This is a genomic window from Methylosinus sp. LW4 (assembly GCF_000379125.1).
GTDB lineage: Bacteria > Pseudomonadota > Alphaproteobacteria > Rhizobiales > Beijerinckiaceae > Methylosinus.
On record NZ_KB900626.1, the window covers coordinates 1,397,386 to 1,422,123 of the forward strand.

The following is a 24,738-nucleotide window of genomic DNA, read 5'->3' on the forward strand; positions in this document are numbered from 1 at the left end:
GCCCCTTTCGAGGGGGCGCTTTTCTTTTTCTCATTCGCGCAGCGGCGCGATTTTAAGCGGTCTGCTGGATCGCCGAGAGCTTCCAGGCCTGCGGTCCCTCGCCGGCGGGACGGCGGAAGGTCCACACTTCGGTCGATTGCGTCGGCTGGACGGCGTCGCCGGAGACGATCTTGCCGGTCGCGCGATCGATGAAGAGATCGATCAGCGAGAAGCGCATCGCCACGGTCGCATAGTCGTCCGAGCCTTCGCGCCAGGCCTCGGAGAGGTCGCCCTGCAGCAGCTTCACATCGGAGATGCGGTTGATGACGCCCTCGCGCGCATTGGCGCGAATATCGTCGGAGAAATAAGAGACCATTTCCGGCGTCGCGAGATCGTGCAGCCGGCCGATATCCTCCTGGCTATAGGCGGATTGGGCGTCGGCGAGCACGCGCTCGAAGGCGTTGAAGTCCTCTGGACGCAGATTCAGAGGCTCGCTCTTCGGATGCTGGGGCGCGCCGCCGCCGAAGCCCGTCCCGCCGCCGGTGAAGGCGAAGGCGCCCGGACGCGAGCCGCCCCCGGCCCCGCCCATCGCGCCGGCGAAGCGGCGATTGGCGAACCATTGAAAGGCGAGCCGCGCTAGAACGACGATAATCGCGATCTGCACCAGCAGGCCGATGATGGAGGCGAGGCCGCCGAGCCCGCCCATCAGGCCATTGCCCGAGAGAAGGCCGAACAGGCCGGCGCCCAGCAGGCCGCCGGCGAGGCCGCCGAGCAATCCACGGCCGAAGGAACCGCCGAGCGGGCTGGCCGCGGGAGCGGCGGCCGGACGCGGCGGCGCGGCGGGCGAAGGCTGCGCCTGCGGCTGAGGAGCAGGCTGCGGCGCGATGCTGCGCTCCATCGGCGCGGCCGGGCGCGGCGCGGTCGTCGTCGCGGGCGGCGCGGCGAAGGTCCGAGTTCCGCGGCTTCCCGAGCTGGCGCCGCCGCCCATCTTGGCCTCGGCGAGCGCCGGGGCGAGAGCGATGAGCAGAGCGAGCGCGAGCGCCGGCAAAGATTTGGAATGCGATGTCCAAGTCGACATGACTATCCTCGAGCGGTTCGCCCAGAGATGAGGAATCACTCGGGCGCAATCTATATAGGAATGCCTCGACCTTGCGGCAAAGGGCCGCGCGGCCGGAAGGCGAAATCGGCTTTCGCGCTCATGAAATCAGAAACTCTTCTAATTTTTCATTTAGAACGAATTTCGAACGCGGCCCGCCGAACGCGGCTCTTCGAACACGGCTCCTGGAGGCTCGATGCGCGTGACGCCGAAACTGGTCTTCGTCGCCGCCGTGGCGCGCAATGGCGTCATCGGCGCGGGAGAGCGCACGCCCTGGCGTCTGAAGAGCGATCTCGCGCGCTTTCGCGCGCTCACCTGGGGCAAGCCTATGCTCATGGGGCGGCGCACTTTCGATTCGATCGGGCGCGCCCTGCCCGGCCGCGAGACTGTCGCTCTGTCGCGCGACGCGCGCTTTCGTCCCGAGGGCGCCCATGCGGCGCGCAGCCCGGAGGAGGCGCTGCGCCTCGCCGCCGAGCTGGCCGAAATCATGAGTGCGGCGGAAATCATCGTCGCCGGCGGCGCGGAGATCTACTCCGCCTTTCTGCCCCATGCGGATGTGATTCACCTCACCGAGGTGGCGCTGACGGTCGCCGGCGACGCGCTGTTTCCGACGCTCGATCCGGCGGAATGGCGCGAAACGGAGCGCGAGACGCCCCCGCGAACGGCCGAGGATGAGGCGGATTTCCAATATATTCGGCTCGAGCGCCGGTGAGCGGTCGATCGGCTGCAGATAGTGCGCAAACAGCTGTTGCAGGTCGGAGAACCTGAAGCTATAAACCGCCTCGACCAGCGGCGACCGCTTCGCGGACGCCAGATCGGAGTGTAGCGCAGCCTGGTAGCGCACCTCGTTCGGGACGAGGGGGTCGGAGGTTCGAATCCTCTCACTCCGACCAAACAAATCAATATGTTAGAATGACGCCTTGGCGGTGCGGCCCCTGAAATGGCCCCCGAAACGGCGTCATTTTCCGTTTCGGCGGCCGATCGCCTCCAGCGCCCCGCTCTGGTGATCCGGGTGGTGATGGCCGTAATTCATCTCCAGCACCTCGACCGTCATCCCCAGATAGCCGGCGGCCTCCCAAAGGTCGCAGCCGCCCTGCATCAGCCATGTCGCGGCCGTGTGGCGGAGCGTGTGCGGCGAGACGCCTGTCAGCTTCGCATCCGTCGCGGTCCGGGCGAAGGCCTTATTGATTCGGCCCACCGGCCGACCGTTCCACTCGACCACGGCTTCGCGCGGGAATCGCCGCGGCGCGGGCTTTTCGCCGAGCGTCAACGCCACCTGCTCTGCCTCCGACTCCAGCTTCCCCAAGCGCCCCCAGCGCCGCAAATGCGCGAGCAGCCGGCTCGGAAGCCGCACTGGAGGCTGGCGCTTCTTGGTCTCGCGCGCCCCGGCGGCGCGGCGATAGAAGACGCCCGCCTCCAAATCGATATAGCCGCGGCCGGTGACGCGATCGAGCGAGGCGCCGCAGATCGCGCCGGCGCGCGTCCCCGTGTAGAGCCCGACGAGGATGAAGCGAGCGACATGCTCGGCGATGGCGCGGCGGGTCGGCGGGCCGCCCTCGAATTCCGGCTGGCGCGCCCGCCAGGCTGTCCACAGCAATTTCGCCGCCTCGTCGCGGGTGAGCCAGCGCTCGCGGGGGCGCGGCTTTTCGGGCAGCACGACCTCGATAATCTCGGAGCAGAGCCCCTCTTTGCGGTGATGATTGATCGCCGCCCGAAGATCCTCCAGCTCGCGGCGGGCGGCCGCCGAATGGCCACGCTCGGCGACATAGGATCGGCAGAGCGCGCCATTGACCTCGGACAGGGTCTTCTCGCTGAAAAACTCAATAAGCGTGGCGATCCTCTGCGCCGTCTCCTGCGGGCGGGCGTGATTCGGCGCGATGTCCTGATTATAGATCGTCAGCACGTCCGAGACGGGGATCGCAGCGGGATCACGGCTTTTGAGCCGTTCTGGCGCGTATTTGCCTGCGATGTAACGCGCGAGCGCCTCTTCAGCTCCTCGACGCTCGCCAGCGCCGCAGCCCGTGCTCTTTTCAATTCCTCCGTCTTTGATGACCCAGACGGCTGGGCGGACGCGGGCGCCGACTCGGCGCTCCGGGCGTAGGAGGAGACGGGCTCCTTTCGCGGGACGCGACATAATTTCCTCATTTCATCGATTGCCGACAAGGTGACGAAATCCTTGCCCGCAATCCTCTCTATGACAAGCCGCCCGCGGGACGCCTCCCTTCGCAGGCCGGAAACCGTCATGCCGCCCTGGGGAAAGGCCAATTCCACCGCCTCGGCGAGGCGTAGCGGGGTTTCTCGGGAGACGTCCGCCGTCATCGCTCCACCTCGATCGCATGGGTGATATGCCAGCCGCCGGAAGCGCGCGGGATTTGGAGAATTAGCCAAGGGGCTGTTACGGCGCGCCAATCTTCGAGCGAGCTCCAGCCGCTGCCGTTGGCGAGCTGGTTGCAGTCGAAGACGCCCTTCTCGCCATCGCTGGCGCGGCGCGCTGCGCCGACCCAATGGGTGTAGCGATAGCGCGCCCGGATCGGCACGCCGGGCGCGGTCCAGGGGCCTTCCCATTGCACGCGCAGCAGGCCCCAGGCCGGAAAGCATTCGAGCGGGTCGATCTGGCGCGAGCCGCGGCCGGCGGCGCGCAGCGCCTCGCCCATCATGCTCGGATTGGTGTAGCGCTTGGCGTCGAAGCCGGGCAGCAGCTCGCGCGCTGCGTCGAGCGTGAGCCCGCAAATCGCGGCGAGCGCCGTGGGGCCGCAATTGCAGCCCCACTCGTCATAGGCGCGCTCGGCGTCCGCCGGCGAGAAGACCGGCGGGACTGGCGCGGGGGAGAGACCGAGGCGGGTCATGACCTCACGCGCTCCCTTTTGTCGGCATGGCGGCGCCGAGCGCGGCTATTTTGGCGTCGCGCCAAATGTCGATCTCTTTCTGGATCGCCTCCGCGCGTCGAAGATCGGCGTCTGTCGGCTTGCTTCCGGGATCGAGCGTCGCCATGATGCTCGACCAAAGATGCTCGGCTCCGGCCATATAGGCGTCGCGATAAAGGGAGAGGCGCTGGTCCTCGATCTCGATCTCGAAGCTCGAAACAAAGGCGGCGAAGCCTCCTTCGAGCAGCTTGCCCTCATTTGCGAGCTTGCGCGTCAGCTCGAGCGCCTCGCGCTCGCGCGGCAGCAGCTTCTCATGTCTGCGCTTTTGCTCACCCATTGGCCGATTTCTCCTCGCAACGCGCGATGATCTCGCGGGCTTCGTCGTTCTCGCCGTAGTCGCAATTTCCGCAGGCCTCGCATTCGTAAACCGGGACGCTGCACATGCAGTCGGGATCGGCGCAGCCGGCGTGCTTGCCGCCCAGGTGCTTCCAGCGATGGCCGACCTCGGCGCAGGGCGCGGCGGCGATCTCGCGCTCGAGCCGCGCCACCTCGGCGCGCGCCTGGTCGAGGCGTTGCTGCATTGTCATCGATCGTTCTCCAGGCGCTGGGCCGGGCGGTGCGGATCGAAATCCATCACGCGATCGGGGATGCGGAAGGCGGCGACGAAGCGCGGGCCGTCGAAGAACATCACTGTGCGGCGCGGCGCGCTCCAATGCGCCGAGAGGCGGCTCGCGTCCTGCGGCAGCCGGCCCCATTTGCGCAGCATCGCCGCCGCATAGAGGCAGGCATGCAGCGCGAGCATGCCGCCCTCGACGGCGACGCGCGGATCGCCGACCATGCGCTCCGCCAGCCGCTGCTCGCGAATGATCGCCGGCGCGTGGGTCATCCGCGGGGCTCGGGCTCGCGCGAATTTTCCACGAAAGGCGATCTCTTAGGAAGCCCTTCGATCTTCTCGGAATTGCGCACGGCGGCAAACTGCCATGCTGTGCTATTGATCTTGTGCCGCTCCGCCCATGCAGCGATGACCGCATTGACTTCGCGTTCCAGCTCACGGCCCTGCTCCGCCGTCCATTCGATAAATTCGCCCTCTCCGATCGCGTCTTCATTGTGTCCGTGCAGCGCCTCGAAAATATCGTCGTCTGTTAGGTAGAGATCGAAATCACGCTGTTGGCATTCTGCGATCGTGCCGCCGCCGGAGGCCTCGGCATAAGCGATGGCTTCCTCCCGCGTCTTGAAATCTTCGGTGAAAACCTCGCCGCCATCGAAGCTGACCCACCAGCGAAAAGGATATTCGGAGATCGGCTTCAGCGGCGCGACGCCGGCGAGCGATGCGATCTGCTCCGCGGCGGCGGCCGTCGGTAGGGCTGCGGCGCCGGCGACCGTTGCGGTCGCGCCGAGGAAGGCGCGTCTCGAAACCTTGCTCATTTGCTCTGCCCCGCTGTGGTTGTGGGAAGCGTCCCGATATTCTGTTTGACTGTGCGGAAGGTGATGGCGGCGACGTAGGGATTTGCGCTCCATGCGTCTTCGCCGTGGAGGCTTTCCCAAAGGTCTGCATACCAATCGCGGGCGTTTGCCCATTCGGCGCAGCCGAGGCGCGCGGCGCTGGAGCTTTCGAAAATGCGGCCAGTCGCGGGGCCTTTAAAACAGCCCTCGGCGATCGCGTCGGCTTCGCTGATGTCCTGCAGACGTTCGACCTTCACGCCCTCGACGATAAGCGTGATGCGTGAGGCCCAGCGAGGCATGAAGCGCGCGTGTCGATACCGGCCGAGGTCGTCTCGCCGGCGATCCGCCTCGTAGTGGACGTAATTTCCGGGGACGATCTCGCTCGGCTTGAAACCGTCGAACGAGACAGCGGCACGCCATGCCTCTTTGACCCAAAGGCGATTTGCGGCCGCATAGTGCACGGGGCGCTCGGCGACGAGCCATCGGCCTTCCTCGCCGAAAAGGCGATTTTGTAGCTCGTAATCCTCCTGCATCTCGCTCGGCAGATTTTCGAGATGGTCGACATGTGGCAGGATGCGCCGCGTCATCGTCTTGCGGTTCTCAAGCAGAGCGTGGATCATCGGTGCGGAGAAGGGAATCGGGAGGTCGCTCATTGCGCCGGCTCCGCGACGGGCGCCTTCTCCTTCGCGCGATTATATTCGGCTATGCCGAGCAGGATCGCGAAGCACGCATAGGCGTAGCGGTGCGTCCAATCCTTCCATTCTCGTTCCATCGCGAGCCCGCGAAGCTCCTTATGGCCGTGCGCGAAGGATCGGCATGTCTCCTCGTCGTCCTCATAGCATTCGTCGGCCAATTCCCGGCGCAGCTCCTCGGCGCGGGATTGGTCGGCAAGTTCGGCGAGGCGCTCCTCGATATCGCGCGCGAATTTGTCATAGGCGAAGCCGCGAACGGATTTCGAGCGCGGGTCGGACAGCTTCTCGGCCCAATAGCTGAAATTGGGCTCGCCGCGCTCGCCGTCGACGCGGAAAAAGCCGAACATATCGGCCGTGCGGCTGAAGCAATATATGTCGCCCTCGCAATTGATGAGAAGCGAGCCGGGCCAAGTGACGAGCTCGAAGCGGTAGTAGTGGGCGCCGCGAATGCGGATATGCCGATAGAGCCCGCTGTCGTGCAAAATTTCGAGATGCGTCTCGGGATAGGATTGCGCGAAATGCGCGCGGACGTTGTCGATATTCATCGCTGGCCTCGCGGGAATTCGTGGTGTTCTTTGCCGTCGAGCAGATGGCCGGCGCGGCGGCGGCCGACGCGGAACATCGTCATCGCGCCTTTGCCGCCCTCGAAAGCGCCGGGCGCGATCGGATTGTCGAAGACGGTTCCGTCTCGATGCATGACGATCGAGCGGACCTTCGCGCGGCGCGTCGCATCCGGCGCGCTCTCGGGCGCCGGGTGATAGCAGGCGTCGATCTCCTCCTCTGACATTTCGCAGACGGCTTTCCATTCGCCGATCTGCTTGCGGAAATAGGCGACGCCGGCGGCGGCGCATTGGTCGCGGAGCGGGCGCTCCCAATCGATATGCGTCGGCCGCGCATCGGGGCCAGTCTCGCCGCCGGAGATGATCTGGTCGAGACCTGGGAGTTCATCTCCGCGGATGCTGCGATGACACGAAGGGCAAAAGACATCGCTGTCATCGCCAAAAGAGTCTGATCCGCAAAGCTCGCTCGAGCCGACCCATCCGCAATATTCGCATTTGGTCATATAGAAGGACGGCGCAAGAAATGGAGTTCCGTCTGGCCTCTTGGCGAGACGTCGAGTCGGCAGCCATCGCTTCCATAAAACCGCCCCGAGCGCCGGTTCATAGCTCACAATACGCACGGCCGCCGGAGTAGCGAGCAGTTCCGGGATGCGCTCATTGGCGCGCGGATCATCCTCTACAGTTACGCCGAGCCACACGTTCGGCAACGGAAGGCGAAGATGGATCGGGGCGCCTGGCGCGATCTCGTAGATGATCTTCGCTACCCGGCGAAGATCAAGCGAAGAAAAATAATCCCGCATCCCCTCCGGGCGTTTCGTCAAGAAGATGAAGATATGCTGCGGGCTGAGGGCGGCGATGGCGAGGATTTTGTCGAGCCAATCGTCCTTCACCCATGCGCCGAACATGTCCGTCATGCTGCCGACGAAAATTCCGCGTGGGGTTTTCCAATGCAGCGGCTCGCGCAAGGTCTTTTCGTCGAGGTAATGCTCAACGTCGCCTCTATGCGCGGGCTTGTAGGTGAGGCCTGTGCCGCCTATGCCGGGGCGCTGGTTCCAGCGCTCGGCGTAGCAATTCTTGCAGGCCGGCGAGACCTTCTCGCAATGCCAGCCGCGCTCGTCTCGCCCGCTGACGAGATTGCGCGCGCGAATGGGATTCCATGTCGCGCCGCGGCCCAGCCCGGCGTGCGCCCATTCGATCTTGGTCACGCGCGCCCCCGCCATGGACGCCAGCCGGCGATGAAGGTCTCCAGCTCCTGCCCTGTCGCGGCGTTCCGCCATTCGTCGGCGACGAAGCAGACGGGGAAAGGCACGAGATAGAAGCCGCGGCGATCTTCGGCATAGACCTCGACGAGAGCGCCGTCCTCCGGCACGTCGGAGCTGTTCCAATCGGCTTCGGCGAGGAATGGGGCGGCGGGAAAGAGCGGCGTTTTGTCGTCGGAAATTTGTGAAAGGCTCATAGGTCAAATCCTCTCGGTCAATGTGGCGCATGTTCCGCGCTGCGGCGCGCGAAAAGGGCGAGCGCCTGGTCTTTGCTGTCGACGCCGAGGCATGCGCGGATGGCGACGAAATGCGCTTCCACCGTGCGGCGCGAGCGGCCAAGGGCGGCGGCGATCTCTTTCGCCTCGCCATTGGTGCGCAGGGCCGCTTTCAGCACGGCGATCTCGGCGCGCGACAAGGGCCGGCGCGTGAGGCCCATGCGCAATTGCGCGCGATGGCGATGCGAGATCACAGTGCGAAAATTCATGCCGAGCCGCTTGGCGATCTCGCGATCTGTCATGCCCTCGGCGGCGAGCGCGAGGACGCGGCTCTCTGTCGGGGTCGGGGCGCTGGAATGGGTCATTGCGCGCCCTCCTTCCAATCGATGCCGGAGTAGTAGACCGGCTTGCGCGCGGCGAGGCTCGATGCGCCCTCTTTCTCCTCGGTGACGCCGATGGCGGCGAGCGCCGCCGCGAGCGGAGCGTTGTCGGGGAGCGCGAGGCCTGGATCGGCGCGCTTGGCGAAGGCGCGAAAGGCGGAGCGGAAGTCCGCGCGCGGCACGGTGAGCATGTGGCCCGAGGGTCGGAAGGTCGCGACGAGGAAATCCGCGAGGATCGGCATGTCCCAGCCCTGGCCGATGATGCGGCGGACCCTATTCGGCCAGCTCTCCTCTTCCGGCTCGGCGGCGCTCGCGCCGGTCTCCGCGCCTATGGCCTGCAGCGGGGCGAGCAGGCGCTCGGGCAGCCAGCCCTTGTCGCGCGCGGTGCGGGCGGCGCGGGGCGCGAGCGTCTTTTTTTGCCATTTGCCGCATTCGGCGGCGCTGGCCTCGCCCTCCAGTTCGCGGATGACGGCGAGGATATCCTCGCGCGGCAGAGCGAGCATGTAGCGCTCATAGTCCAGCGCATCGCGCAGGCGCGCGGCCATATTGCCGCCGAGCGGCGCGGCGAAGGTGAGCAGCGCGCCGAAGAGCGGCTCGGGCGGATCATGCAGCCAAACCGAGCGGGCGATCAGCTCCTGAAAGGCGACCGTGAAATCGGGAAGCGGCGCGGCGGCGCAGCGCGCTAGCGCGATCTCGAAGCGCTCGCCCTCTATCGCCTGCAGCAGCTCGGCGCGCGGCGGATGGCCGCTCGGCAGCGCGAAGCTGTTGGCGATCGTGACGCCCTTCTCCTTCTGGTGTGGCGTCGAGCCGAGCGCGGCGACGATCAGCGCCAGAGCGACATTGGCATTTTGCGCCACTAGCGCCTTCAGCGCATTCTCCAGCGCCTCGGTGATATATTCGCCGGCCTCCTTGCTGGGCGCGGGCGGCAGCGGCTCGCGCGCTGCGGGCTTTTCGGCCTTGTCCGGCTTAGGCGGCTTGGCGGGCTTCTCGCCCTTGGCCTTGGCCGGCGGCTCCGTGGGCTCGGGGCGTGGCGGCGCAACGGGCGTGGGGCCTTTCGCGACGGCGCGGATGATGGCGAGCTGGCCGAGATCGTCGATCTCCGCGCGCACGGCGAGGCCCCATCGCGCCTCCGCGCCGATGGTGCGCAGCAGGCCGCGCGTGCGCAGCGTGTCGGCCTCGGCCATCAGCTCGGCCGCGCCCTCAACCGTCTTGCCCAGCAGCTGCGGCTTCAGCGCCGTCTCTATCTCCTCCAGCCGCTCGCGCTCTTCGGCGATGAGATCGAGCTCCATGGCGTCCGGGTAATCGTCCGAGTCGCCGGAGCCGTCGGCGCTGGCGATGAAGGCGGCGCCCCAGCCCTCGGCGTCCATCACGCGCAAGGCCTCCGCCATCAATAGGCGATCGGCGGCGATCACCGCCGCGCGCGCGTCGAGAAAGACCGGCGCGGGGTCGAGCAGGGTCTGCACGATGCGGCCGCCGGCGGCGCGATACATGTCGACGCGCTCCGGCGTCTCGGACAGAAAGCGGGCGAGCTGGCTGTCCTCCGGCAGGGCCTCGCTGCGCAGCGCGCGGCGAATATCGCGGGCGCGCCAATTGACGAGCTGCTCGCCCTCTTTCTGATGCAGCGCCTCTTGCGCGGCGATATCGCCGGCGGCGAAGGCCTCCGCCTGCTCGCGCGTCAATGCGCCGGCGCGCCAGGCTTCGCGGACGCAATGCGCCAGGCGCGAGAGGGCGAGGCGCTGGCGCACCTGCAGCACGCTCGCGCCGAAAATGGCGGCGATCTCCTCCTCGCTCTTGCCCGCCTCCGCCATGCGGCGGAAGGCGTCATGCTCCTCGACTGGATGATGCGGGCGCGGCGTCACCGCCTCTATGGTGGCGAGCTCCAGCGCCTCGGCGTCCGGCCCGGTGTGGATGCGCACCTCGACGGGGCGGTCGAGATCGCCCAGGCTGCGCAGCGCGCGCCAGCGGCGGCCGCCGGCGAGCACCTCATAATCGACCGCGACCGTCACGCCCGCGTCTGGCTTCTGCTCCGGCTGCGGCCGCACGATCAGCGGCTCGATCAGCCCGCGCGCGGCGATGGTGGCGGCGATCTCCGCCACATCATCCTCGCCCTGGCGCGGATTGAGCGGCGAGATGCGGGTGATCTGCCGCAGCGGCACGCGGCTCTCGATGAGGATATTCATGACCGCGGGCCTCTCAGGAAATTCAGCCGCGGCAGCGAAACGGGAATTGTGCCGGCGGCGGTGAGCGTGGAGCGCGCGTCGCAGCGATAGGTGGTCTCTGCGACGATGGGCGGGACCGGGCGCCTCTCATGCGAGGCGTCGCGCTGGCGGCCGCGGGCGATGGGCCGGCGGAGCTTTTCCTGCGGGGTGACGCGGTGGGGCGGCTTGGTGAAATTGTCGGGAGAGGAGGTCATTTCGCCTCCGCGGCAGGCTTTTTCGCAAGATGGCGAAGCTTCGCGGAGTCCATAACCTCGACGGAGAACGCGGTGGCCGCGATCTCGAGGCCGGTCAACGAACTGGCGAAGACCCATTTGAGATGAGTGCGCGCCCATGAAATCACACAGCTATCGTCAGTGAAAAATTCAACGATAGACGGTGTTTCGAGCAATGCGATGAAGCCGGATTGGCGCTTCTCGCGCAGTAAGTCGAGCACTGTCTCGGCGACATAGGGCGTATGCGCGTCGCGCAGATAGGGGAGAGCTTCGAGAATATCCGTCTCGTCCTCGAGATCGTCCTCGACGAAATCGCGAAAATCATCGGAGGGCTCGTAATCGAGCGCATCCAGCCAAAAAAGCCGACCTACTCTCACGCCGATCTTCGCAAAAAGATCGCGTGAGGTTTCTTCGCTCGCTGTCGCTTTCATCGCCCCGCCCTCCGGCGCAGCGCATCGGCGCCGAGCGCCGTTGCGAGGACGACGATGGCGGCGGCGAGGCCGACGAGAACGGCGAAGCCCGTCGCCTGCCAGCGCTCGGCCTCCATGCGGGCGGCGTAATCGGGCGCAACATGGGCGGCGGCGCTGTCGATCGCGGCGAACGCGACGCATGAGGCGAGGCCGGCGGCGCGGACGTGGCGCGCCATGGCGCGAATACCGGGGAGAAGATCGACGATCTCGCGCAGGCGGAAATGATCGTCATGCAGGCGGCGCAGCAGCTGCGGCTCGTCGTCGAGATCGACGGCGGGCGCGCGCAGCAGAGCGGCGGCGGCGCGGCGGATGAGAATGGGCTCGTCGTCTGTGGCAAAGGGATGGGTCATGACAGCCTCGGAAAATCAGAGCGGGAGATCGGCGGCCGCATCGGCATGGGCGAGACGCTGCTGCGCGCGGCGCGTGCGCATGAGCGTGGCGAGATGCACGGCGATCTCCGCCGCGCCGTCGCGCAGCTCCTCGCAATGCAGCCGGTAGGATTCGGCGATGGAGCGCTGGCGCTCGGCCTCGCGGCGATGCTGTTCCGCGAGGCGTTCGGATTCGAGCTGCGCCTCGTGGGCCTCGGCGAGTGTAAGCTTGCTCTGCTCCACAGCGAAAAGCGCGGACTCTCGACTGCGCTCGGCGCTGGACAGGCAGCCGCGCAGCTCCTCTATCGTCTGCGCGTCCTTGTCGATCGCGTGCTCGAGCGCCTTGCGCGCCTCATTGCGGAGGCGCACCTCCTCGATGACGCGATCCGAGATCATGCGCGGCGTGAGCGCCTCATTGTCCGGCGGCTGAAGCGCGGGCCGCAGAAAGACGAGCCATGGCGTGAGCAATCCATCGCGCGTCTCGGCCAGCTCTTCCGCGAGCCGCGCCTCATTGGCGGTGCGCTCGGCGAGCGCGGCCTCCAGCCCGGCAATGCTGGCCTGTAGCTGCTCCAGCGTCAGCGCGTCGAGCGGCGCGGCGGCCTCGCCCCCTCCCTCACCCTCCCCCGCTTCGCGGGAGAGGGAAATGGCGAGATCGGGGGGAAGCGGATGGGTCTTCTGCCACGCCTCGATGATATCGAGCGGTGAAGCGCTTTCGACATAGCGGTCGATGAAATCCCCCAATGCTGACGCGCGACGCTCAGCAATGATGGCGCGGGACTCGGCTTTGCGCTTGTCGGCGACGGCTTTGTCGATCCGGTGCAGATTAGATTTTGCGCGCAGCTCGAATTCTTCGTCCAGCCGATCAGCGAGCGAGCGGACCGAGCCGGCATTGGTTTGCAGCGAGGCGCGCAAATGCTTCGAGACGCGGCCGCGCAGCTCTTCGAGTTCCGAGCCCTTGCTCATGAGCGCGGCTCCTTTTCGGCGTCGCCGATCGCCACCATCGTGACAGAGGGGCGGATCGCGAGATCGATGGCGCGGGCGCGCTCGGCGGCGCGCAGCGTCTCTGCGGACGCGTGATGGCTGATCGCCGTCTCGACGATGACCCTGTGCAGCAGCTCGGTCTCGCGCTCTTGCTGGCGCAGGGATTCCTGCGTCGCGGCGAGGCGCTGGCGCAGCATATCGATCGTGGAAATTTTGGAGGCGAGAGCTTTCTCCAGCTCCTCTATCCGCTCGGCGGCAAAGCCGGCCTTGAGCGCCGCGGCGGCCCCGTCGTGCAAAGCCCTTTCGGCGAGAGCGCGGGCCTCGGCGAGCTTGTCGCGGGCGGTGGAGCGGCGCGGCGCGGGCTTGCGGGCGCGGCGGGAGCCGCGCGCGGCGGCGTCTTTGGAAGAGGCGGAAGGCTTGGGGCTGGACAAGGGCGGGCTCCATCGCGAGCAGTGCGATGGGACAGAGTAAGGTAAAGAAACCGAATGTCAATCGAATTTGCGGTAAATAAACCTCGAAATTTGGCGACGATCTCGCCGCTTCGTCCGACTATCCACAACCCAGAATATATTTAAGCGCAGCATATGCTACCCTTGCGAAATGATGCTGCGGCTTATCCTGATCCTCTTGGCGATTTTTCCCGATGCGGAAGCGCAGGCCGGCGGGCATCGAAGCCGCTCGATGCGGGCGGCGTTTCAACGGGAGCATCCTTGCCCGGCGACGGGACTGCCGCGCGGCGCTTGTCCTGGATGGGTGGTGGATCATATGGAGCCGCTCTGCGCCGGCGGGCTCGACCAAATCGAGAATATGCAATGGCAAGAGCGCGCCGAGGCGGCGGAGAAGGACCGCCTCGAACGCGCCGTATGTTCGGCGCTACGCGCCGCGAAGGATTAATGCGTCGCTTGGCGGAGAAGATCGCCGCATGCCTTCGCGCAAGGCCCGTTCGGCGCTGCGCTCACGGTCGCTCGGCAATTGTCCGCATCCGCCGGGCAGGCGGCGCGCGCCGGCGCGATTCGCGCAGGGCTGCGCGGACGGTCGGCGGCGTTTCCGGCGGAGATCGGGGCGCCGCTGCGCTCCGAATTATGGGAGCGGACCATATCGCGTCCGATCTGGCCGCCGGCGCCGGTCGCGATCGAATGCACGAAGCTATGCGCGACCGAATGCGAGACGTGGCTCCGCGAGGATCGATGATGGCCGCCGCCATGGTGGCCGCTGCTGTGATGGCCGCTGCTGTGATGATGGCCTCCGTGATGGCCGCCATGGCCGCGCGCCTCGGCGGCGATCGGCGAGGAAGAAAGGGCCAGACAGAGGAGGAGACGAGACAAGCGATTCATGAAAACTCCAGGACAGTCGATATTTACGACATTTCCTCGCGTCGCCGGACGACAGGGGCGGCCAATGCGCCGAGATAGCGCCATGCGGCGAGAAGCTTGACGTTCTTTTGATCTGGCGCGTTGTGCGAGCGCAGCGTCCAGAGGCCGGGGCGGCCGCCCTCCTCCAGGATCTTCAGCATCATGTGGCCTTCGACCGTTTGCACAATCGCATATTGGCCGACCAGCTCGGACGGGAGCAGCGTCGTCGGATCGAAAAGGACGAATTCTCCGCGAGTGAAATAGGGATATTGCGAATCGCCGCGCACCTCGAGGGCTGCGATGCTCCCCATGGGCGGAAGCTCGATGAACTCCGGCGTCTCCGCGTCCTTCCATTCGATCTCGACGAGGCCGGCCGCCACGCAGCCCTGCACGGGGATGCGTATTCCCTGCGGGGCTATGTCGACTTCCTCGGTTCCGGCGCCGTCGGCGAGCCATGCGACGCTCGTCCCCAGAACCGGGGCGAGCGCGGCGAGCGTCGTCGTGGTGATGCCGCCCGGATCGTTCTTTTGGACCTTGCGGCGCAGATTGCGGATCGCATCCGGCTTTCCGGCGCGCTTGCACGCCGCCGACTCTGAAAGATCGAGGGCTTTCAGGCGGCTCACGATGCGGGCGAGGATGGCTTTGGAGTCCATAAGGTTTTTTTACCACCGTGGATTTCTCGGGCGAGTGGTAAGTTAACCGTTGACGAACGCGGTATAAAAACCGCATATAGGCGTCATGGCCACCGCTACCGACCTGCTCATCCTCGCCGACGCCTTCACCGCCGCCACCAAGACGAGCGAGACGGCCGTCAGCTCCCGCATCTTCGATGACGGGAAGAAGCTCGCTGCGATAAGGCGCGGCAAAGACATCACTCTGCGCCGGTTCAATTTGGCGATTTCATGGTTTGCCGAGCATTGGCCGGAAGATGCGGCTTGGCCGGACAAGGTTCCGCGCCCGGCCCCCTCCCTCACCCTCCCCCGCTGCGCGGGAGAGGGAGGCGGCGAGGGCGCGGCTGTCGCGGCCGGGTCCGCTGTCGGAAATATCGGGGAGGCGCGGCGATGAAGCCGATCGAGATCGAATTTCGGGCTTTGTCCAAAGATGAGGCCGCCGAGAGCGGCGCGCAGTTCGAGATGATCGCGCGGCTCGGCCCTGGCGCTCGCATGGGGCAGAGCGTGTTTCGGCAGGCGATGCCGCTGAATGAGATGACGAAATTTCGCGACGCGCTCGACGGCATGATCGCGCATCAGGGCGGCGAGCCTTCTCTTTCGCTCGAGCGGCCCGAGGATGCGGCGGCAGGGCGCATCGAGATGCGGTTGCGGATCGTCGAAGCGATTTTGGTGGGCGGCAGTCCTGTCTATGCCGCCGCGATCGACGCGATCGAACGCGCCGTGCTGGAACTCCCGCCGCTGAATGCGGATGCGGGGGCCGGCGATGCGTGACGGTCTCATGCTTTTCTCTCCCCCGCGCGGCTGTGGCCGCGTCTGGCGCGGCCGTTCGGTCAGCGATCATGCTGGCGGACCGGCCGGATGGCCGCGCCTTCCCTTTGCTTTTGGTCCGCGTGCCGCGCGTCGCGCGGCCGGGCGCGCTGAAGTTTCGCGTCGCGCTCGGCCGCGAGCCGAGACCTCGGCGCTTTTCCGCCGGCTTTCGCCGGCGCTGCATGCGATCTCCCCTCTCCTCCCCGTGGCGGTTTCTCTCACTCTTCGCCGCCGCGACCTCGCGCGGCCGTCCTCGCTCCCAGGGACGGCCGCGCTCTTTCTCTTCCCGCGCGCCGTTGGCGCGGCGCGCTCTCGTCTCGTCCAGGTGTGATGTGAGCCTCGTCGATTTCGCCTTTTCTCTCTCCGATCTGCCGGCGCTCTGCCCCGAGCGGCGGCCCGTGTCGTCTCCTGTTCCCCTGATGCACGCATCATCGGGGAGTTCGATGGAAAAGGATTCGGCAGGATTGCGAAAAGTTTCGCAATTTTTCGAAAGGTCGGCGGCGCTGGACGGGGAAGCGGTCGATCGCGTCGCGCTCTATTTGCGGCGGGCGCATCCGGTGAAGACGGCGGAATGCGTTTCCGCGCATACGAATGGCGCGATCAGCGTCGCGCGCGTGCGCAAATGGCTCGAGCATGCGGCGGCCCCGGATTTTCGCGCCATGCTGCATTTGATCCGCGCCTATGGGGCGGAGTTTCTCGTCGATGTGATCGGCGATGCGCCGGAGAGCCTGCTCGCGGCCGCCATCGCGGAAAAGCGTGCGCGTCTCGCCGAGCTGCAGCGTGCGCTCGACGAAGAGTTTTCGATAGAGTCGCGTCGGTAATTTCCAGTCTTCTCTCGCGTGGGGATTCCCATGCTGCGGAAACTTTGTCTGGCGGTGGTCGGAATGATCGCCGTGGCGCTCGGCGAACTGTCGTTGCGCGCCGGGGCTGCGGTCTATCGCTGCGCGTGTGCGCTCGAGCGCGGGCTCGATGGCGTGGCGGCTCTGTGCGAGCGCGCGATCGAAGGCGAGAGCCTCATCGCCATGGCGGGCGCATGGTGGGGCGGCCTGTTCGCATGGCCGGCGCCGCCGCGCGGCTGGCGTGTGCGGACGGGCGGCGTCGCGGGCGTCATCTGTTTTCCGGGCACGCTCAATGAGGAAGAAGCGCGACGCTTGGCCGAGCGTTGGCGCGATACGCGGTGCGTCCAGGCGCCGGCGCGTTATCTCGATTTGAGCGAGGGCGGTCGATGAGCGCGCGACCCCTGCTCGATCTCCAAAAACCCTATCGCCAGCGCGGCGGCCGAAAGGCGCGCTTTCTCGGCGAGATCGCGGACCCTGAATTTCCGCTCGCCTTCGCGATCGAGCGAGAGGAAGGGCGCGAGGGCGTCGACTGCTTCACGCGCCAAGGGCTTTGGCTGATCGGCTCGACGGATGATCGCGACATTGTGAATTGCGAGGCCGTCGATGGCTGATCTCTTCGGCGACGTCGGACAGGATGCGCAAGCGAGCCGGAAGGCTCGCGGTCCGGCGGCGCGCGAGACGCGCGGCGAGATCGTCCAGCGCTATGGCGTCGCCGATCTGCGCGACGCGCGGGCGCACAAATGCTTTCGCTGCGAGGTTTCGACGGGGCTCGGCTTCGGCCTGCCGCATCGCGGCGAGCGCGTCGTCTTCGCCTGCAAGGCGCATTTTGCGGAGCTGCAATGAGCGAGCGCGATCTTCCCCTGGTGTTTCGGCTGCGCGATTCCGGCTGGTGCGATGCTCCAGCGGCGCGCGCTTACATGGCCGAGGCGGCTGATGAGATCGAGCGGCTCTCGCAGCGCCGGCGTGTGCTGCCGAACAAGCGCCGGCTCGAGCTCTATGATCTCGCCTTTCGCGGCAGAGACTACGCGATCAGCGTCGGGCGCTATGAGGACGGCGGCCTCGCGGAAATCTTCATCGATGCGAAAAAGGCGAGCACGGATGCGTCGGATGACGCGCGCGCCGCAGCGCTGGTGCTGTCGCTAGCGCTGCAGCATGGATGTCCCGCCGAAACCATTCGCAATGCAGTGACTCGCGACTTCCATGGTCGCCCCGCCGACATCGTCGGCGCGGTGCTGGATGCGCTGGCGGAGACGGAGGGCGCGACATGCTCGGTTTGAAACATGGCGCGCGCGAGCTGCTGTCGGCGCTGCTCCGCTCGCGCATCGGGCGCCGCGCGCCGGATATGATCATCGGCGGCGACGAGCGGCCCTATCTGATGCGCTGGTTCGTGATCCCGCGCAATCGCTGGCTCAATCTCTATCTGCATTTGTTTCTGCGCTCCGATGATGATCGCGCGCTGCATGATCATCCCTGGGCGAGCTGCTCGCTCATTCTCGACGGCTATTATCTCGAGCATGAGATCGCCGCCGGCGGCGTGCATTCGCGCAAGCGTCGGGATGCGGGGGCGTTGATCTTTCGCTCGGCGAAGGCGGCGCATCGCATAGAGATCGAAGCGCCTTGCTGGACGCTGTTCATCACCGGGCCGAAGCTGCGGACATGGGGATTTCATTGTCCCGGCGGCTGGGTGCATTGGCGCGACTTCACCAATCCCGAGGATGGCGGCCGCACGATCGGGCGCGGCTGCGCGGCGCTCGACGCCGGGGAGGCGGATGCGCCATGACGGATGAATTCGACGATCTCGATTGGGACGAACTGGAAAAGCCCGTCGCCGCCGGCCTCGTCAAGCCGGATGTGACGGTGACGCTTTCCGTGCGCAATGGGCGTCACACGCGCAAGAGCGCGGACGCCCCGCGCGTGTCGGCGCGCATCGTGCTGCGGCGCGAGGCGGCGGAGTGGATCGCGCGCCACGAGCCGCGCTTTCGCGTGCAGATCGCCGGGGCCGGCTGCAATCTGCTGCGCATCGCGCCCGACGCCGCGCGCGGCTCCTATGAGGCGCCGGAAATGCGCGGCGTGCGCATTCTGACCCTAGGCCGCGTCAATGTCTGGCCCAATGAGATCAGGCGCGAGATCGCGGCGGATTGGCGCGTGACGCAGGCGGGGCTGGTGGTGATTTTGCCGGCCGATTTCGCGCGCCCGGGCCAGGGCGAAACGCCTGCCGCGGCGAGCGCCATAGGGGGGGGCGAGCCTCGCCCTATGCGCGTCGCTACGCCGGCGCCCGCGCCGCTCGTCCGTCGCGCGCTGACGCTTCCCGGCGAGCCGCCGCCCGGCCGCAGCGCGCTCGATCAGCGGCGGAGTAAGGCGTGATGGGCGAGCTGGCGCGGTTCGACGATTCCGATCTTCCGCCCGCATTGCGGCGGCCGTCCGAGGCGCGCGCGATCGCGACGCTCTCTTATGAGCCGGAGCGCGAGGGCGCGCGCGAGGAAATCCCTGCGCGCTTCGTGCTCGATGGATCGCGCGACGCTTTCATTTCGCCGAGCGGCTGTTTCGCGGCGCGCGGATCAATCTGCAGCGCAACCGCGTCTCCTGGCCCGCGTTCCAATCGAATTTCGACGATCTGATGATGCTGATGCATCGCTATCCGGTCGCGATCGATGGCGAGGCGCGCGGCGAGTTCGAACTGCAATATGCCGCCGCGGTCCGCAAATGGCGGATGAGCGCCGCCGGGCCGGACGACCTGCCGCAGAGCCTGACGTCGCGATTTTTGGGCGAGCTGAAGCCGTTTCAGACGGAAGGCGTGCGCTTTCTGCTCGCCAATGGCCGCGCGCTGCTGGCGGACGATATGGGCCTCGGCAAGACGGTCCAGGCGTTGGCGGCGCTGGCGGGGGCGGACCGTTGGCCGGCCGTGGTGCTGTGCCAGCCGCATATGCAAACGCATTGGGAGCGCAAGATCGGCGAGTTTCTCGACAGCCGGTTCGCCTCCGGCGATCTGCTATCGCCGGGCGGAAAAATATCCGTCGCCTCGCTTCGTGGCGCGAAGCCCGATGCGACGGCGCCGCAGGCACATATCTATATCGTCCATTATCTCGTCGTGCATGGCTGGATCGATTTGCTCGTCGCGCGCGGCGTCGCGGCCGTCGTCTTCGACGAATGCCAAGAGCTGCGCCATAGCGGGACGCGAAAATTCGAGGCGAATAAAAGGCTCGCGCGGGCTGCGCAGCTCGTCTTCGGCCTGTCCGGCACGCCCATCTACAATAAGGGCCTCGAAATCTACAATGTGCTGAATGTCATCGATCGCGGCTGTCTCGGTCCGAAGGTGGATTTTCAAGAGCAATGGTGCTCCGAGCGCGACCCTTCGCTGGTCTCCGCGCCGGATGCGCTCGGCGAATATCTCGTCGATCGCGGGCTCGTGCTGCGCCGGCGCAAGCAGGATGTTCTCGCCGAGCTGCCGCCAAAGCGGCGCGTCATAGAGCAGATAGACGGCGACGATGGGACGTTTCGCGCGCTGTTGAAAGAAGCGATCGGGCTGGCGCAAGAAGCCGAATATGTGACCGATGGATTTCAGCGCGCGCAAATGGAGGCGATGGCGATCGCCAAGCTGCGGCGCGCCACCGGCGTCGCCAAAATAAAGGCGGCCTGCGCCTTTTTGCGCGGGCTGATGGAATCGGGCCAGCCGACGCTCGTCTTCGCTCATCATCTCGTCGTGCATGAGGCGATCTGCGAGGCGCTGGACGATTTCGCGCCGGCGCGCATCACGGGAGAGGAAAGCCCGTCGCAAAAGGATGCGGCGCGCCAGCGCTTCATCGACGGCGATACCAATCTCTGCATGATCGCCCTGCGCAGCGCGACGGGCATAGACGGTCTGCAAGCGCGAGCGCGGGTCGTCGTTTTTGTCGAGCTCGATTGGTCGCCGGCGGTTCATGCGCAGGCCGAGGATCGCGCCTATCGCATGGGCCAGAACGACAGCGTGCTCGTCTATTATCTGACGGTCGCGCTCGGCTCCGATCCGTTCGTGATGATGACGCTTTCCGTCAAGGAGCGGCAGTTTCTCGGCCTCATGCAGGATGCGGCGGAGACGGAAGAGGACCGCCGCGCCGCCGAGACCGCGGCCGAACGGCACAAGGCCGAGCTGCTCGCCATGTTGCGTGGGGGGCGGATGTGATCGCCCTCACTCTCTATGACGAGGCGCGGCGGGCGCTGGATGCGGCGTGGCGCGTCGATGAGGTGATGCCGATACGCGATCGGGCGGCGGCGGTGCTGGCGGCGGCGCGCATCGCGCGTGACGAGCAACTGGTGCGGCAGGCGACGGAAATAAGGCTGCGAGCCGAGCGCAAGGCGGGCGAGCTGCTGCGCGAGATGGCGATCAATGGCGAGCGCGACCGTGGCGCGGGCGGGGATCGAAAATCACGGTCGCCGGATGCGACCGTGAAAACGCTCGACGAGATCGGCGTGACGAAATCGCAATCGAGCCGCTGGCAAAAGCTCGCCGATATGCGGACGGAGGATTTCGAGGCGAAGCTCTCGGGCGCCTCGAAGGAGATCGAGCGCGCGCTCGTCGCGACCAAGGCCGAGCGGCAGATGGAGAAGCGCCAGCGGCGCGCGGCGCGCGAGCGCGAGCTGGGCGCGCGGATCTGCGCTTGGCCGACGAAGCGCTATGGCGTGATCTATTGCGACCCGGCTTGGAAGTTCGAGACGCATTCGGAGAATGGGCTCGATCGCGCGGCCGACAATCATTATGCGACGATGACGATCGACGCGATCAAGGCGCTCGATGTGGAGAGCATCGCTGCGGATGATTGTGTGCTGTTCATGTGGGTGACGCGTCCCTTTTTGATGATGGGCGGAGCCGTCTGTGAAGCATGGGGCTTCGAATACAAAACATGTTTCATCTGGGACAAGATCGTCGCCGGGAACGGCTATTGGAATCTCGACGACGCTGAAATTCTGCTCATCGCCACGCGCGGCAACGTTCCCTGCCCTGCACATGGCGATCAGAAATTCAATGCGATGCAACATGAGCTGAAGGCGGCGCATAGCGCCAAACCCGAGCGTTTCGCCGAGATTATCGAGACCTACTTCCCGCATCTGCCGAAGATCGAATTGAATCGGCGCGGTCCGGCGCGGAAGGGCTGGGACGCTTGGGGCAATGAGGCGGAGGGCGCGGAGGGATGAGCATGGAAGCGCTGCTCTGGGCCGAGGGGCAGATCGCGGGCGGCTCGCAATCGCGTTTCGTCTTGCTGATCCTCGCCGGCTGCGCCGATGAGTGCGGGCGCGCCGATGTGACATGCGCGAAGATCGCTGCTCTAACGGAAATGCGCGAAGCCCAGGTGCGCGCGGCGTTTCGCCAATTGCGCGATCGCGGGCTGCTCGAAAATCCGCTGCTCGCCTGTGGAGACGGCGTCTATCGGCTGACGATGGCGAGCGCGGAGACACTGCGCACGTCGGCGCTCGACGAAATTCGGGAGGCGTCATGAGTCCGCGGCGGATCACGCTTTCCGAGCGCATGGCTGCTGTCGAGCGCGCGCATTCGGTCTTCACCGGGGCGGAGCGCGCGCCGACGCGGCCGTCCGAGCGAGAGTATCTCTCCGATTGTCTGCGCGGCGCCTATGAGGCGCTGCGCATGCTCGCGGCCAATGAGGCCGATCTGCTGGCGTTCATCGAATGCCGGCGCGCGGCGCGCGAGCGTGGGGCGATAGAGGGCGCGCCGGCCGCTGCGGCGGCGCCGAACACGGCGAAGCCGGCGCGTCGCGCGCGGCTCGGAATGCTGGCGGCGCTGCGCTGCCGCAATGTGCTGTTTCAGCGATTTTTGGGCGCGGGCGACGAGGCGGCGGCGAGCGCGGCTGTGCGGACGCGCTGCGCTGTCGAGAGCCGCGGCGAATTCGATCGCGACGCCAAAGCGGCGGAGCGCTGGCGCGCGCTGGAGGCGGAATTCATCACCTGGCGCGATTGCGCGGGAGGCGCGGCGGAGCGCGCCGGGAGCGAGGGAAGCATATGAGCATCGAACCGCCGCGCCGACAATTTCGGCCGCCGCCGCGCCCGCGGAAGGAGCGGAAAATCTATCTCGATTTCGCCTGCAATGACGAGCGCGGGCTGTTTCGCGGCCGCGCGACGATGGCGCATTTTCGCATGATCGGCGCGCGCGAGCTCGACGGCTGCGATCTTTCGCATGACGATTGGGAACGCGGCGCGGCTTTCGGCCTCGTCGACGGCGAATTGCGGATGCATCGGCGGCGCTTTCCGATTCTCGGCTGGCGGGAATGGCACGGGAACTGGTGCTGGAATCGCTATGCGCTGACGCGCGCCGATGGGCTGGCGCTGCTGCATGCGATGGCGGCGAGCGGCGCGTGGAGCTGCGACGGTGGATTCACGCGGATCTGCGATTGGTGGGACCGGATCGCCGCGGCGGAGGCGCTGGCGGCGGCCGCGCGGCGGGATGTGGCGCGCGCGCGCGACGAGGCGGAGCGGCGCCGATGAGCATAAAGGCGACGAGCTGGGCATGGGAGCTCGACGATCGGCGCTTGAAGCCGACGCTGTTCCTCGTGCTGCTGGCGATCTGCGACGCGGCGCATGAGGATCGCAATTTCGAATGCGTGCTCAAGCATTCGACGATCGCGGCCAAGGCGAAAATCTCCGACGATTCCGTCGCGCGGCAGATCGCGCAGCTGCGCGCCTATGGATATTTGCATGTCGTCAAGCATAGGGGCGAAGACGGCAAGCAATTGACCAATCGCTATATCGTGCTGATGACCGACGCGGCGCGGCGGCACGCCTACTCGCTCGGCTGGGACGGCGCGATCGACGCGGTAGAGGAGCGTTCTGAAGAACGAACGGATGCGGGCGCGGATATGGCGAGCCGACCCGCAATTTGCGGGTCGGACCGACCCGCAAATCAGGGCGAGCCGACCCGCAAATTCGACGAAGCCGACCCGCACTGTTGCGGGTCGGTAATAGACGATTTTAACGAATCTAACGATTCCCCCTCTAAGGCCCCCGAGGCTTTTGGAGAGAGAGGCGCTTCGCGGGATTTCGAAAAACGAACGGCGGAGGGCGCGCCGGCGTCGCGGGGCGGAGGCGCCGAGGCGCGGATCGCGCGGTGGGACGTGTTCGCCAAGGCTTGGCCTTGGGACGCGCTCGAGGGCGTCGAATTTGCGCGGCAGAAATTCATGCAGCTGACCGATGACGAGCAGATCGGGGCTGTCGAAGGCGGACCGCGCTACATCGCGGAATGCAAGGCGCGGGGGCGAATGATCGCCCATGCGAAGACCTATCTCGCCGGAAAAAGCTGGCAATCGCGAAAGGCGCGCAGCGTCGAAAGCGCAGCGGCGCTAGGCGGCGCGGGCTTCAACGTGATGTTCGGCACGGCGCAATTCTGGCGATGGCTGGACTATCACCAGGCCGTGCGGGACGTGCGGCTCTCCTGGCGCGACAGGCGCGACGGAAGCGCCTCGGCCCAGGGGCGCGAGAACGCCGTGCTGATGCCGATGCTGTTCGAGCTGCGCGGCGGGAAAGGCTTTTGGCGACAAAGCGAATGGCCTCCGCCGATCGCGGGCGGAGCGGCGCGCGCCGGGCCGGAGGGCGCGGCGGCGTGAAGCGTCGGGAAGGCGGCGTGCGGCGTGGCGTGGTGCGAGTCGGGCTTTTGGCGGATGAGGCGAGAGATGGGCGCGCAAGCGGGCGAGACGGCGAAAGAACGGCGCTGGTATGTGTTGGAGGCGCGCGAAGGCAAGGATTTCGACGTCTGCCTGCGGCTCGCGGCGGCGGGATTTCAGGTCTGGAGGCCGATCGATAAATCGCGCGTTTCGATACGGCGCTCTGTCGGCGGCGTGGATCGAATCACGCGGCGAGAAGTCAAGGTGGCGCGGTTCGGACGCTATTTGTTCGTGCGCATGGAATGCGATTGGTCTTGCATTTTTGCGATATCCACAATGCCGGGCGTCACCGGATTCATCTGCTATGCGGGAGGAAACGAGCCGGCGCCGGTGCCGGACGCGCTGGTGGAGTTCTATAGGAATCATGCGCCGGAGCATGGCAAGCCGCGCCCGAAGATCAATATCGGAGCAGTCGTCCGCATATGCGCCGGCCCGTTCGCGCTCTTCACGGGCGAAGTGGAGTCCGTTGACAAGGGCGGACGTCTGGTCATAGGAGTCGAGATATTCGGCCGTCTGACTCCGGTGCTCATGGAGTCGGGCAACGTCGAGCTTCTGGAGCCAGGCGCTGCGGCGCCTCCGAAGAAGACGGCGGACAAGGACCGAACCATTCGGCGCTCCAGCGCCCATGCGCACTAAAGCTGGAGACGCTTCGCTCGGGAGCTAGGCCAACGGCCTCCGAAGAGCGAAG

At 66.5% G+C, this 24,738-nt stretch carries 37 protein-coding genes and 1 tRNA gene; 18 read left to right on the forward strand and 20 right to left on the reverse strand.

Features of this window, described 5'->3' with window-relative positions; genetic code table 11:
* Nucleotides 1–52: 52 nt before the first annotated feature.
* The gene (locus METLW4_RS0107045; protein WP_018265498.1) at nucleotides 53–1,057 is read right to left on the reverse strand and encodes a Tim44 domain-containing protein; all 1,005 of its coding nucleotides are present in this window, start codon (nucleotides 1,055–1,057) and stop codon (nucleotides 53–55) included.
* A 214-nt stretch (nucleotides 1,058–1,271) separates the two neighbouring features.
* On the opposite strand from METLW4_RS0107045, the gene METLW4_RS0107050 reads away from it, so the two are divergent.
* Nucleotides 1,272–1,787 (forward strand): dihydrofolate reductase, encoded by a 516-nt coding sequence (locus METLW4_RS0107050; protein WP_018265499.1) that lies wholly within the window; start codon nucleotides 1,272–1,274, stop codon nucleotides 1,785–1,787.
* 104 nt (nucleotides 1,788–1,891) lie between these two features.
* Nucleotides 1,892–1,968: transfer RNA gene (locus METLW4_RS0107055), tRNA-Pro, on the forward strand.
* Between the two features lie 65 nt (nucleotides 1,969–2,033).
* On the opposite strand, the gene METLW4_RS24200 is transcribed toward METLW4_RS0107055, so the two are convergent.
* The 19 genes from METLW4_RS24200 to METLW4_RS24240 all read right to left on the reverse strand — a co-directional run bounded on the left by METLW4_RS24200 (nucleotide 2,034) and on the right by METLW4_RS24240 (nucleotide 14,743).
* Nucleotides 2,034–2,978: a tyrosine-type recombinase/integrase gene (locus METLW4_RS24200; protein WP_018265500.1), complete on the reverse strand. Its 945-nt coding sequence runs from the start codon at nucleotides 2,976–2,978 to the stop codon at nucleotides 2,034–2,036.
* 412 nt (nucleotides 2,979–3,390) lie between these two features.
* A complete protein-coding gene (locus METLW4_RS0107065) occupies nucleotides 3,391–3,921 on the reverse strand; it encodes a hypothetical protein (RefSeq protein ID WP_018265502.1) in 531 nt (176 codons plus the stop codon).
* Nucleotides 3,922–3,925: 4 nt separating this feature from the next.
* On the reverse strand, nucleotides 3,926–4,276 hold the full coding sequence (locus METLW4_RS0107070) for a hypothetical protein (protein ID WP_018265503.1): 351 nt from the start codon (nucleotides 4,274–4,276) through the stop codon (nucleotides 3,926–3,928).
* On the reverse strand, nucleotides 4,269–4,520 hold the full coding sequence (locus tag METLW4_RS0107075; RefSeq protein WP_043331756.1) for a hypothetical protein: 252 nt from the start codon (nucleotides 4,518–4,520) through the stop codon (nucleotides 4,269–4,271). The genes METLW4_RS0107070 and METLW4_RS0107075 overlap by 8 nt, the downstream gene beginning before the upstream one ends.
* A 2-nt stretch (nucleotides 4,521–4,522) precedes the next feature.
* Nucleotides 4,523–4,825, reverse strand: coding sequence for a hypothetical protein (locus METLW4_RS0107080; protein ID WP_018265505.1), 303 nt, complete (start codon nucleotides 4,823–4,825; stop codon nucleotides 4,523–4,525).
* Complete coding sequence (locus METLW4_RS0107085; protein WP_018265506.1) at nucleotides 4,822–5,364, reverse strand: hypothetical protein; 543 nt, start codon at nucleotides 5,362–5,364, stop codon at nucleotides 4,822–4,824. The genes METLW4_RS0107080 and METLW4_RS0107085 overlap by 4 nt, the downstream gene beginning before the upstream one ends.
* Complete coding sequence (locus METLW4_RS24210) at nucleotides 5,361–6,035, reverse strand: hypothetical protein (protein WP_018265507.1); 675 nt, start codon at nucleotides 6,033–6,035, stop codon at nucleotides 5,361–5,363. Before METLW4_RS24210 ends, METLW4_RS0107085 begins: the two co-directional genes overlap by 4 nt.
* Nucleotides 6,032–6,619, reverse strand: coding sequence for a hypothetical protein (locus tag METLW4_RS0107095; RefSeq protein WP_018265508.1), 588 nt, complete (start codon nucleotides 6,617–6,619; stop codon nucleotides 6,032–6,034). The genes METLW4_RS24210 and METLW4_RS0107095 overlap by 4 nt, the downstream gene beginning before the upstream one ends.
* On the reverse strand, nucleotides 6,616–7,839 hold the full coding sequence (locus METLW4_RS24215) for a DUF5131 family protein (protein WP_157234958.1): 1,224 nt from the start codon (nucleotides 7,837–7,839) through the stop codon (nucleotides 6,616–6,618). The genes METLW4_RS0107095 and METLW4_RS24215 overlap by 4 nt, the downstream gene beginning before the upstream one ends.
* Nucleotides 7,836–8,090 carry a hypothetical protein gene (locus METLW4_RS27685; RefSeq protein WP_018265510.1) on the reverse strand — a complete coding sequence of 85 codons (255 nt, stop codon included), beginning with the start codon at nucleotides 8,088–8,090 and terminating at the stop codon, nucleotides 7,836–7,838. The genes METLW4_RS24215 and METLW4_RS27685 overlap by 4 nt, the downstream gene beginning before the upstream one ends.
* Nucleotides 8,091–8,107: 17 nt before the next feature.
* On the reverse strand, nucleotides 8,108–8,473 hold the full coding sequence (locus METLW4_RS26365; RefSeq protein WP_018265511.1) for a LuxR C-terminal-related transcriptional regulator: 366 nt from the start codon (nucleotides 8,471–8,473) through the stop codon (nucleotides 8,108–8,110).
* Nucleotides 8,470–10,668, reverse strand: a complete 2,199-nt coding sequence (locus tag METLW4_RS0107115; protein WP_018265512.1) for a ParB/RepB/Spo0J family partition protein — start codon at nucleotides 10,666–10,668, stop codon at nucleotides 8,470–8,472. Before METLW4_RS0107115 ends, METLW4_RS26365 begins: the two co-directional genes overlap by 4 nt.
* Entirely contained in the window at nucleotides 10,665–10,901 is a 237-nt protein-coding gene (locus tag METLW4_RS0107120) for a hypothetical protein (RefSeq protein ID WP_018265513.1), read from the reverse strand. The genes METLW4_RS0107115 and METLW4_RS0107120 overlap by 4 nt, the downstream gene beginning before the upstream one ends.
* The gene (locus METLW4_RS0107125) at nucleotides 10,898–11,350 is read right to left on the reverse strand and encodes a hypothetical protein (protein WP_018265514.1); all 453 of its coding nucleotides are present in this window, start codon (nucleotides 11,348–11,350) and stop codon (nucleotides 10,898–10,900) included. Before METLW4_RS0107125 ends, METLW4_RS0107120 begins: the two co-directional genes overlap by 4 nt.
* Nucleotides 11,347–11,739: a hypothetical protein gene (locus tag METLW4_RS24230; RefSeq protein WP_018265515.1), complete on the reverse strand. Its 393-nt coding sequence runs from the start codon at nucleotides 11,737–11,739 to the stop codon at nucleotides 11,347–11,349. Before METLW4_RS24230 ends, METLW4_RS0107125 begins: the two co-directional genes overlap by 4 nt.
* A gap of 15 nt (nucleotides 11,740–11,754) precedes the next feature.
* Complete coding sequence (locus METLW4_RS0107135; RefSeq protein WP_018265516.1) at nucleotides 11,755–12,720, reverse strand: hypothetical protein; 966 nt, start codon at nucleotides 12,718–12,720, stop codon at nucleotides 11,755–11,757.
* The gene (locus METLW4_RS0107140; protein WP_018265517.1) at nucleotides 12,717–13,169 is read right to left on the reverse strand and encodes a hypothetical protein; all 453 of its coding nucleotides are present in this window, start codon (nucleotides 13,167–13,169) and stop codon (nucleotides 12,717–12,719) included. Before METLW4_RS0107140 ends, METLW4_RS0107135 begins: the two co-directional genes overlap by 4 nt.
* Before the next feature lie 459 nt (nucleotides 13,170–13,628).
* A complete protein-coding gene (locus METLW4_RS27690) occupies nucleotides 13,629–14,072 on the reverse strand; it encodes a hypothetical protein (RefSeq protein WP_018265519.1) in 444 nt (147 codons plus the stop codon).
* 23 nt (nucleotides 14,073–14,095) lie between these two features.
* Nucleotides 14,096–14,743 (reverse strand): S24 family peptidase, encoded by a 648-nt coding sequence (locus tag METLW4_RS24240; RefSeq protein ID WP_018265520.1) that lies wholly within the window; start codon nucleotides 14,741–14,743, stop codon nucleotides 14,096–14,098.
* Between the two features lie 85 nt (nucleotides 14,744–14,828).
* Between METLW4_RS24240 and METLW4_RS28270 the strand changes: the two genes are divergently transcribed.
* The 16 genes from METLW4_RS28270 (at nucleotide 14,829) to nusG (ending at nucleotide 24,686) form a co-directional block, all read left to right on the forward strand.
* Nucleotides 14,829–15,155, forward strand: a complete 327-nt coding sequence (locus METLW4_RS28270) for a hypothetical protein (protein ID WP_018265521.1) — start codon at nucleotides 14,829–14,831, stop codon at nucleotides 15,153–15,155.
* Entirely contained in the window at nucleotides 15,152–15,532 is a 381-nt protein-coding gene (locus METLW4_RS0107165) for a hypothetical protein (RefSeq protein ID WP_018265522.1), read from the forward strand. The genes METLW4_RS28270 and METLW4_RS0107165 overlap by 4 nt, the downstream gene beginning before the upstream one ends.
* Before the next feature lie 500 nt (nucleotides 15,533–16,032).
* Complete coding sequence (locus tag METLW4_RS27695; protein WP_157234960.1) at nucleotides 16,033–16,389, forward strand: hypothetical protein; 357 nt, start codon at nucleotides 16,033–16,035, stop codon at nucleotides 16,387–16,389.
* A 30-nt stretch (nucleotides 16,390–16,419) separates the two neighbouring features.
* Complete coding sequence (locus METLW4_RS0107175; RefSeq protein WP_018265524.1) at nucleotides 16,420–16,797, forward strand: hypothetical protein; 378 nt, start codon at nucleotides 16,420–16,422, stop codon at nucleotides 16,795–16,797.
* Nucleotides 16,794–17,018, forward strand: a complete 225-nt coding sequence (locus tag METLW4_RS0107180) for a hypothetical protein (RefSeq protein WP_018265525.1) — start codon at nucleotides 16,794–16,796, stop codon at nucleotides 17,016–17,018. The genes METLW4_RS0107175 and METLW4_RS0107180 overlap by 4 nt, the downstream gene beginning before the upstream one ends.
* The gene (locus METLW4_RS0107185; protein ID WP_018265526.1) at nucleotides 17,011–17,250 is read left to right on the forward strand and encodes a hypothetical protein; all 240 of its coding nucleotides are present in this window, start codon (nucleotides 17,011–17,013) and stop codon (nucleotides 17,248–17,250) included. The genes METLW4_RS0107180 and METLW4_RS0107185 overlap by 8 nt, the downstream gene beginning before the upstream one ends.
* Nucleotides 17,247–17,684 carry a hypothetical protein gene (locus METLW4_RS0107190; RefSeq protein ID WP_018265527.1) on the forward strand — a complete coding sequence of 146 codons (438 nt, stop codon included), beginning with the start codon at nucleotides 17,247–17,249 and terminating at the stop codon, nucleotides 17,682–17,684. The genes METLW4_RS0107185 and METLW4_RS0107190 overlap by 4 nt, the downstream gene beginning before the upstream one ends.
* Nucleotides 17,672–18,187, forward strand: a complete 516-nt coding sequence (locus METLW4_RS0107195; RefSeq protein WP_018265528.1) for a hypothetical protein — start codon at nucleotides 17,672–17,674, stop codon at nucleotides 18,185–18,187. Before METLW4_RS0107190 ends, METLW4_RS0107195 begins: the two co-directional genes overlap by 13 nt.
* A complete protein-coding gene (locus METLW4_RS0107200) occupies nucleotides 18,184–18,771 on the forward strand; it encodes a hypothetical protein (RefSeq protein WP_018265529.1) in 588 nt (195 codons plus the stop codon). The genes METLW4_RS0107195 and METLW4_RS0107200 overlap by 4 nt, the downstream gene beginning before the upstream one ends.
* A gap of 253 nt (nucleotides 18,772–19,024) precedes the next feature.
* The gene (locus METLW4_RS24250; protein WP_018265531.1) at nucleotides 19,025–20,566 is read left to right on the forward strand and encodes a DEAD/DEAH box helicase; all 1,542 of its coding nucleotides are present in this window, start codon (nucleotides 19,025–19,027) and stop codon (nucleotides 20,564–20,566) included.
* A complete protein-coding gene (locus METLW4_RS26370; RefSeq protein ID WP_018265532.1) occupies nucleotides 20,563–21,576 on the forward strand; it encodes an MT-A70 family methyltransferase in 1,014 nt (337 codons plus the stop codon). Before METLW4_RS24250 ends, METLW4_RS26370 begins: the two co-directional genes overlap by 4 nt.
* Complete coding sequence (locus tag METLW4_RS0107220; protein ID WP_157234962.1) at nucleotides 21,573–21,878, forward strand: hypothetical protein; 306 nt, start codon at nucleotides 21,573–21,575, stop codon at nucleotides 21,876–21,878. The genes METLW4_RS26370 and METLW4_RS0107220 overlap by 4 nt, the downstream gene beginning before the upstream one ends.
* Complete coding sequence (locus METLW4_RS0107225; protein WP_018265534.1) at nucleotides 21,875–22,399, forward strand: hypothetical protein; 525 nt, start codon at nucleotides 21,875–21,877, stop codon at nucleotides 22,397–22,399. The genes METLW4_RS0107220 and METLW4_RS0107225 overlap by 4 nt, the downstream gene beginning before the upstream one ends.
* Complete coding sequence (locus METLW4_RS27700) at nucleotides 22,396–22,878, forward strand: hypothetical protein (RefSeq protein WP_018265535.1); 483 nt, start codon at nucleotides 22,396–22,398, stop codon at nucleotides 22,876–22,878. The genes METLW4_RS0107225 and METLW4_RS27700 overlap by 4 nt, the downstream gene beginning before the upstream one ends.
* The gene (locus METLW4_RS0107235) at nucleotides 22,875–23,993 is read left to right on the forward strand and encodes a helix-turn-helix domain-containing protein (RefSeq protein ID WP_018265536.1); all 1,119 of its coding nucleotides are present in this window, start codon (nucleotides 22,875–22,877) and stop codon (nucleotides 23,991–23,993) included. The genes METLW4_RS27700 and METLW4_RS0107235 overlap by 4 nt, the downstream gene beginning before the upstream one ends.
* Nucleotides 23,994–24,059: 66 nt before the next feature.
* Nucleotides 24,060–24,686 (forward strand): transcription termination/antitermination protein NusG, encoded by a 627-nt coding sequence (nusG, locus tag METLW4_RS26375; RefSeq protein WP_018265537.1) that lies wholly within the window; start codon nucleotides 24,060–24,062, stop codon nucleotides 24,684–24,686.
* Nucleotides 24,687–24,738 lie beyond the last annotated feature (52 nt).